6 protein-coding genes are annotated in these 6,549 nt (G+C 69.3%); 3 read left to right on the top strand and 3 right to left on the bottom strand.

From position 1 onward, the window contains the following. Positions 1-274 (top strand): L-serine ammonia-lyase, iron-sulfur-dependent, subunit alpha (locus ACOJSF_RS06875; protein WP_420141472.1); only part of this gene is annotated, 274 nt, incomplete at its 5' end. Between the two features lie 27 nt (positions 275-301). On the opposite strand, the gene ACOJSF_RS06870 is transcribed toward ACOJSF_RS06875, so the two are convergent. Beyond that, on the bottom strand, positions 302-580 hold the full coding sequence (locus ACOJSF_RS06870) for a UvrB/UvrC motif-containing protein (protein WP_420141471.1): 279 nt from the start codon (positions 578-580) through the stop codon (positions 302-304). 88 nt (positions 581-668) lie between these two features. On the opposite strand from ACOJSF_RS06870, the gene ACOJSF_RS06865 reads away from it, so the two are divergent. Together ACOJSF_RS06865 and ACOJSF_RS06860 are read left to right on the top strand one after the other, a co-directional pair. Further along, on the top strand, positions 669-1,031 hold the full coding sequence (locus tag ACOJSF_RS06865; protein ID WP_420141470.1) for a hypothetical protein: 363 nt from the start codon (positions 669-671) through the stop codon (positions 1,029-1,031). Positions 1,032-1,146: 115 nt separating this feature from the next. After that, positions 1,147-3,504 carry a glycosyl hydrolase family 95 catalytic domain-containing protein gene (locus ACOJSF_RS06860; protein ID WP_420141469.1) on the top strand — a complete coding sequence of 786 codons (2,358 nt, stop codon included), beginning with the start codon at positions 1,147-1,149 and terminating at the stop codon, positions 3,502-3,504. A gap of 12 nt (positions 3,505-3,516) precedes the next feature. On the opposite strand, the gene ACOJSF_RS06855 is transcribed toward ACOJSF_RS06860, so the two are convergent. Beyond that, a complete protein-coding gene (locus ACOJSF_RS06855; RefSeq protein ID WP_420141468.1) occupies positions 3,517-6,153 on the bottom strand; it encodes a glycoside hydrolase family 3 C-terminal domain-containing protein in 2,637 nt (878 codons plus the stop codon). Between the two features lie 94 nt (positions 6,154-6,247). Then, positions 6,248-6,549, bottom strand: a 302-nt coding sequence (locus ACOJSF_RS06850; RefSeq protein WP_420141467.1) for an NPCBM/NEW2 domain-containing protein, incomplete at its 5' end; no start/stop codon positions are given.

The following is a 6,549-nucleotide window of genomic DNA, read 5'->3' as shown; positions in this document are numbered from 1 at the left end:
GATCGAAAATGCCGCCGAGATCGGGATGGAGCATAACCTTGGCCTGACTTGCGACCCGATCGGCGGGCTGGTGCAGATCCCGTGTATCGAACGCAACACGATGGGCGCGATCAAGGCGATCAACGCCGCTTATCTCGCGCTCAACGGCGATGGCAGCCATCTCGTCAGCCTGGACCAGGTGATCGAAACGATGCGGCAGACCGGCGAGGATATGCGCTCCAAATATAAGGAGACCAGCCTGGGCGGGCTCGCCGTCAACGTCGTCGAATGCTGACCGCGATCATACCCAACCCGGTCGGTTTCACCGGCGCGGCGGGCGCCCGCCGCGTGTCATCAGGTCGGGCTTGGGCGGGGGGTTCCATCCCGCCGACGGCTCGATGCCGCGTTTGTTGGTGCCCAGGCCCATCGCCCCCGGACGCTGCCGCGCGAGGCCCGACGCGTCGGCCTGCTCCGCCTCGCCGGCCGTGGCGCCGCCCCGCATCAGGTTGATCCGGTCGCGCAGGCGGCGGGCCTCCTCGAAATCGAGCGCGCGCGCCGCCTCTTCCATCTGCTCGCGCAAACTGTCGATCGTATCGGTCATCGCGGTCTCAACGCACGGGTCGGCTTTTCGGCCGGCCCTTTCCGTGCGGGCGGTTGATTTCTCGCCCGGCGGACGCTCAGGTGGGGCAATGAGCCCGAACACCCGCGCGATGACCGCCGCCTCCGCCTACGCCTTCATCACCGGCGCGAAGGTCGCCGGCCTTTACGATCATGGCGCCGGGCGACACCTGCGCATCGCGGCGGAAAGCCGGGGTGACCAGCTTCAGGGCTTCGATGGCGATCGCTCGGCGGGCTTCGGCGGAACCTTGCCCGAATTGTACGACGTCACCGACAAAACCTTCGTGTCGATGGCGATCGAGGGTCAGACCGCGCGCGGCTACGACCGCGCCTCCGCGACCTTCTACGATGCCGTCATCGCCGGAACGACCGTGCAGGTGTACGATCATGGCGCGAACGCCTGGCACGCTTTCGACGTGCAGGTCGCGCCCTAGGCGGCCACACGCCGATCGGCGATGGCATGGCGGCGCTCGCGCCGTTAAACCCTCCCGCAAATGGCGCGCGGCTGCTCTCGAATGTGGTGCCGGCGTAAAGCGGAAGGGATGAGAGATGGCGGAGCCGACGCGGTTCGAGGTCAGCCGGCGCATGGTGCTGGATGGGGTGGCAGCGGGCGTCGCAATCGCCGCCGCACCGGGCGCCCGCGCCGCTGCTCCGTCCGCGTCGCCGCTGCGGCTCTGGTATCGGCAGCCTGCGCAGAAGTGGGTCGAGGCTCTCCCGGTCGGCAATGGCCGGCTCGGCGCGATGGTGTTCGGCGGCGTTGCGCACGAACGGTTGCAGCTGAACGAGAGCAGCTTCTGGAGCGGTGGCCCCTATGATCCGGTGAACCCCGCCGCGCGCGCCGCCATTCCCGACGTGCGCCGCCTGATCGCCGAAGGAAAATATGCCGAGGCCGAGGCGCTGGCCAATGCCAAGGTAATGGCCATACCGCTCAGCCAGATGGCGTATCAGCCGATCGGCGACCTCTTGATCGACATGCCCGGCACAAGCCCGCAGGCGGCCGGGGACTATGAGCGCGCGCTCGATCTGGACGCGGCGGTTGCCACGACCCGCTTCACGCTCGACGGGGTGCGCTACCGGCGCGAGGTGCTGGCCTCGCCGATCGATCAAGTGATCGCGGTGCGGATCACCGCCGACCGGCCCGGCCGGCTCGACCTCGACGTGGCGCTGACTTCGCCGCAGCGATCGTCGCCCTCGGCCGCCGGTGATACGCTGACCGTCCTCGGCCAGGGGCGTGACGATCACGGCGTAAAGGGCGCGCTCCGCTTCGCCGCGCAGGCCCGCTTGCTGCACGAGGGCGGGCAATTGTCCGTCGCGGACGGGCGGCTGCGGCTGCGGGGCGCGACGACCGCGACGATCCTGCTCGCCATGGCGACGAGCTACCGCCGCTTCGACGACGTGGGTGGCGATCCCGCCGCGATCGTGGCGGGCCAGCTCGCGGGCGCGTCGCGCCGGTCCTTCGCGGCGATCGCCGCCGCCGCGACCGCCGAGCATCGCCGCCTGTTCGGCACGGTCACGCTCGATCTCGGCCGCACCGCCGCCGCCGACCAACCCACCGACATCCGCATCGCCACGAGCGAACAGAGCGACGATCCGGCGCTTGCCGCGCTCTATTTCCATTACGGGCGCTATCTGATGATCGCATCGTCGCGCGCGGGCGGTCAGGCGGCGAACCTGCAGGGCTTGTGGAACGAGAGCGTCAAGCCGCCCTGGGGCTCGAAATATACCATCAATATCAATACCGAGATGAATTACTGGCCGGCGGAGCCGACCGGCATGGCCGAATGCACCACGCCGCTGATCACGCTGGTGCGCGAACTCGCCATTTCGGGCGAGCGCACCGCGAAGGCGATGTACGGCGCGCGCGGCTGGGTCGCGCATCACAATACCGATGGGTGGCGCGCGACCGCGCCGATCGACGGCGCGCAATTCGGCCTCTGGCCGATGGGCGGCGCGTGGCTGTGCACGCATTTGTGGGACCGCTACGATTATGGTCGCGACGTCGCCTATCTGCGTTCGGTCTACCCGCTGATGCGCGGCGCGGCCCTGTTCTTCCTCGACACGCTGCAGACCGATCCGGCATCCGGCGCGCTCGTCACGAGCCCGTCCATGTCGCCCGAGAACAACCACCCCTGCGGTGCCGCGCTGTGCGCCGGACCGGCGATGGACCAGCAGATCCTGCGCGACCTGTTCGATCAGGTGGCGGAGGCGGCGACGATCCTTGGAACGGACGCCGATTTCGTCGGACAGGTACGCGCCGCGCGCGCCCGGCTGGCGCCCGACAAGATCGGCAGGCAGGGGCAGTTGCAGGAGTGGCAGCAGGATTGGGACGCCGACGTGCCCGATCCGCACCATCGCCACGTCTCGCACCTCTACGGCCTGTTCCCCAGCCATCAGATCGATGTCGATCGCACGCCCGCGCTCGCCGCCGCCGCGCGGCGTTCGCTGGAATTGCGCGGCGACGAATCAACCGGATGGGCCACCGCGTGGCGTGCCAATCTGTGGGCGCGGCTGCGCGACGGCGATCACGCGCATCGCATCCTGCGCTTCCTGCTGGGTCCCGAGCGCACCTATCCCAACATGTTCGACGCCCATCCGCCGTTCCAGATCGACGGCAATTTCGGCGGGGCCCGCGCCATTGCCGAAATGCTGATGCAGAGTCGTCCGGGCGAGCTCCTGCTGCTCCCGGCATTGCCCACCGCATGGCCCACGGGATCGGTGACCGGCCTGCGCGCGCGGGGGGCTTGCACCGTCGACCTGAGCTGGCGCGAGGGTAAGCTTGGGCAGGTGCGGCTTGCTTCGGCGGTCGCGCAGCGGCTGACGGTGCGCTGCGGCCAGGCCCGTGAAACGGTGCAATTGCAGCCCGGACGGGCCGTCACGCTGCGCGGAGCATCGCTGCGGCGCGCCTAGCGCGAAGCGCGCCTACTTCGGCAGCGCGACTTCCGCCGCTGTGGTGAAGTCGGCCGACTGCCCGGCCACGCCGGTGCCGGGCTGTCCCGAACCGACCGTGACCCGATATTGTCCCACCGCGACCCGCCGGTCGCCGTCGGGGGTGACGCTGCTGAGGTCGCGCGGCGACAGATCGAAGCTCACTGTCCGCTGCTCGCCCGGCTTCAGCGACAGCCGCTGGAAGCCGCGCAGCGCGACGCGCGGCGTGCCCGGCACGTCGGGGAAGTTCAGGTACAGCTGCGCCACCTCGTCCCCCTCACGCTGGCCGGTGTTGCGGAGCGTGGTCGTGATGCGCAGGCCATGCTCCGCGCCCCCGACGGACGGCGACACTTGCAGCGGGCCGTAGCTGAAGCTGGTGTAGCTCAGCCCGTAGCCGAACGGATAGACCGGCGTGCCCGCATAATAACGATAGGTCCGCCCCGTCATGGCGTAATCGTCGAACGGCGGCAGGTCGGCGACGCTCTGATAGAAGGTCAGCGGCAGGCGGCCGCCGAAGTCGCGGCGCCCCGTCATCGCGTCGGCGATCGCCCGCCCGCCGGCCTGTCCCGGATACCAGGCCTCGACGATGGCGGAGGCGTTGTCCTTGGCCCAGGCGAGGTTGACAGTGCTCCCGTTCATCACGATCACCACCAGCGGCTTGCCCAGCGCCTTGGCCTTCTCCAGGAATGCGCGCTGGTCGGCGGGCAGATCGAGCGAGGTCTTGTCGCCGCCGGCGAACCCCTCGATCTTGACCGGCATTTCCTCGCCCTCGAGGTCGGCGGTCAGGCCGACCACGGCCACCACCACGTCGGCATCGGCGGCTCCGTCGCGGAGGTCGCGATCGGGATCGGTGGAGATGCGCTTCCAGAACATCGCCGGCTGCGCCGGGCCGCCTTCGGACTGGAAGCGCAGCGGATAGCGCCGCCCCTTCACCAACGGCACCTCGACCAGTTTCAGCGGCTCGGCCCAGCGCGAATAGTCGGTCGCCGAAACGGCGGGCTTTCCGTCGACCGTCAACGCACCCTTCACGCCCGTCACCGCCACGCGATAGGTGCCGGTTTCGGGCGGGACGAGGAAGCCGGTCCAGACGATCTTGGTCTTCTGCGCAACGGCGGCCGTCTGCGCGCGGGCGGCGACCATGTTGGGCTCCGTCCGTGTCAGGGCCGGGCGCGGCCCATAGGTTATGGGCGTGCCGGGTGCGCCCGCCTGGTCGAGCGCGTTATAATATTCGACCTTCAGTCCCGGCTTGCCGCTCGGCGTGCGGAATGCCGCATCGGGCACTACGTCGCCGTCGGTGATCGAGGGGGCGTAGGGGACGAGCATCACCTGTCCGGGCTTGCTGACCCCGCGAAGCCCGTCCAGCACCGAGATCGGAGGCGCCGAAAGCGAAGAAGAATAATTGCCGCGCAGCACGCGCGTGGCGTCCGCCAGCGGGCCGACCAGCGCGATCTTCGCCCCCGGCTTGAGCGGCAGGACCCCGTCATTCTTGAGAAGCACGAGGCTCTTGGCCGCCGCCGTCAGCGCCTGGTCCCGATGGTCGGGCGTGCCGATCGCGCTCACCGGCACCGCGTTCAGCGGGCGAACGCCCGGCAGGTCTCCGTTGCGCAGCCGCGCGGAGAAGAGCCGCACCAGCGCGCGATCGAGATCGCCGGTCGTGAGCAGACCCCGCTCCAGCGCCGCCTTGTACCGCTCGCCCAGATTGGTGGCGCCGCCGAGCGTGGCGTTGTTGCATTCATTGTCGACGCCGGCCTTCAGCGCGGCCGCCACGCCGGCCGCCCCGTCCGGCGCGTAGCGGTGATGCTCGTACACATCGACCACGGCGTCGCAGTCGGACACGACGTAGCCCTTGAAGCCCCAGGCGCCCCGCAAATGGTCCTTCAGCAACAGGTCGCTGGCGCAGGCCGGCTGCCCGTCGACACGGTTGTACGCGCACATCACCGATCCCGCCTTTGCATCCACGAGCGCGGCGCGGAACGCCGGGAGATAGGTGTCCTCCAGGTCGTGGGCGGAAGTGAAGACGTTGACCGTGTGCCGGGTCGATTCGGGTCCGCTATGCACCGCGAAATGCTTGGGCGTGGCGACGATGGTGGGTAGCTCCGGATCGGGGCCCTGCACGCCGGTGACGAACGCGACGCCCATCCGCGCGGTCAGGTACGGGTCCTCGCCATAGGTTTCCTGCCCGCGCCCCCAGCGCGGATCGCGGAAGATGTTGATGTTGGGGGACCAGGTGTCGAGTCCGGTTCCGATCTTGCCGAGCTTGCCCGTCTGCCGACCCAGCGTGTGGAGCGCCGCGACCTCGGTACCGATCGTCCGCGCGACGTCGTGGATCAGCGGCGCATCGAAGGTCGCGGCGAGCCCGATCGGCTCCGGGAAGTTGGTCGTCGGCACCGCGCCGATCGCGCCGTGCAGCGACTCGGTCCACCAATTGTAAGCGGGAATATTCAGGCGCGGGATGGCGGGCGCGACATTGACCAGCTGCCCGATTTTCTCGTCCACGGTCAGCTTGGCGACGATCTCGGCCGCGTGCGCGTCGGCGGTCTGCCGGATGTCGGCCGCATGGGCCATCGGGGGCACGGCGCAGGCGGCGGTCAGCAGGGCCAGCTTCATGCGCTTCGAACGGCGGCTCGACATGTGACGTCTCTCCAAGGAATGATGGGCGCGCCGCGACAGGCGCGCCCCGTTCAGCGACCAAGGCCTTGCGATTGCATCCAGCGCTATGATCGCCTCAGCGCGCGAGGAGGGCTGCATCGCCCCACGTGACCGGCAGCCTTTGGTTATCGGCGCCCGGGCTGCGCGCGACGAGCTCGATCAATTTCACGCCCGCGACGGGGACCGACAGCGGCTGCGCCGCCGCGCCCCATTTCAACGGGCGGCTGGTGCCGAGCAATTTGCCGTCGCCATAAACGGCGAAGGTCACCGCATGCGTCTTGTCGGTGGCGTTGTCGTCGACGCCGACCATCGCGGTGAAGCGCCGGGCCGTCGCGTTGCGCACTTCAAGGCGCGAATTGGCGAGGATGCCGATGCCCG

This window comes from Sphingomonas sp. (assembly GCF_048594985.1).
In the GTDB taxonomy this organism is placed as follows: domain Bacteria; phylum Pseudomonadota; class Alphaproteobacteria; order Sphingomonadales; family Sphingomonadaceae; genus Sphingomonas_I.
This window is presented reverse-complemented; position numbering and strand designations above follow the sequence as displayed.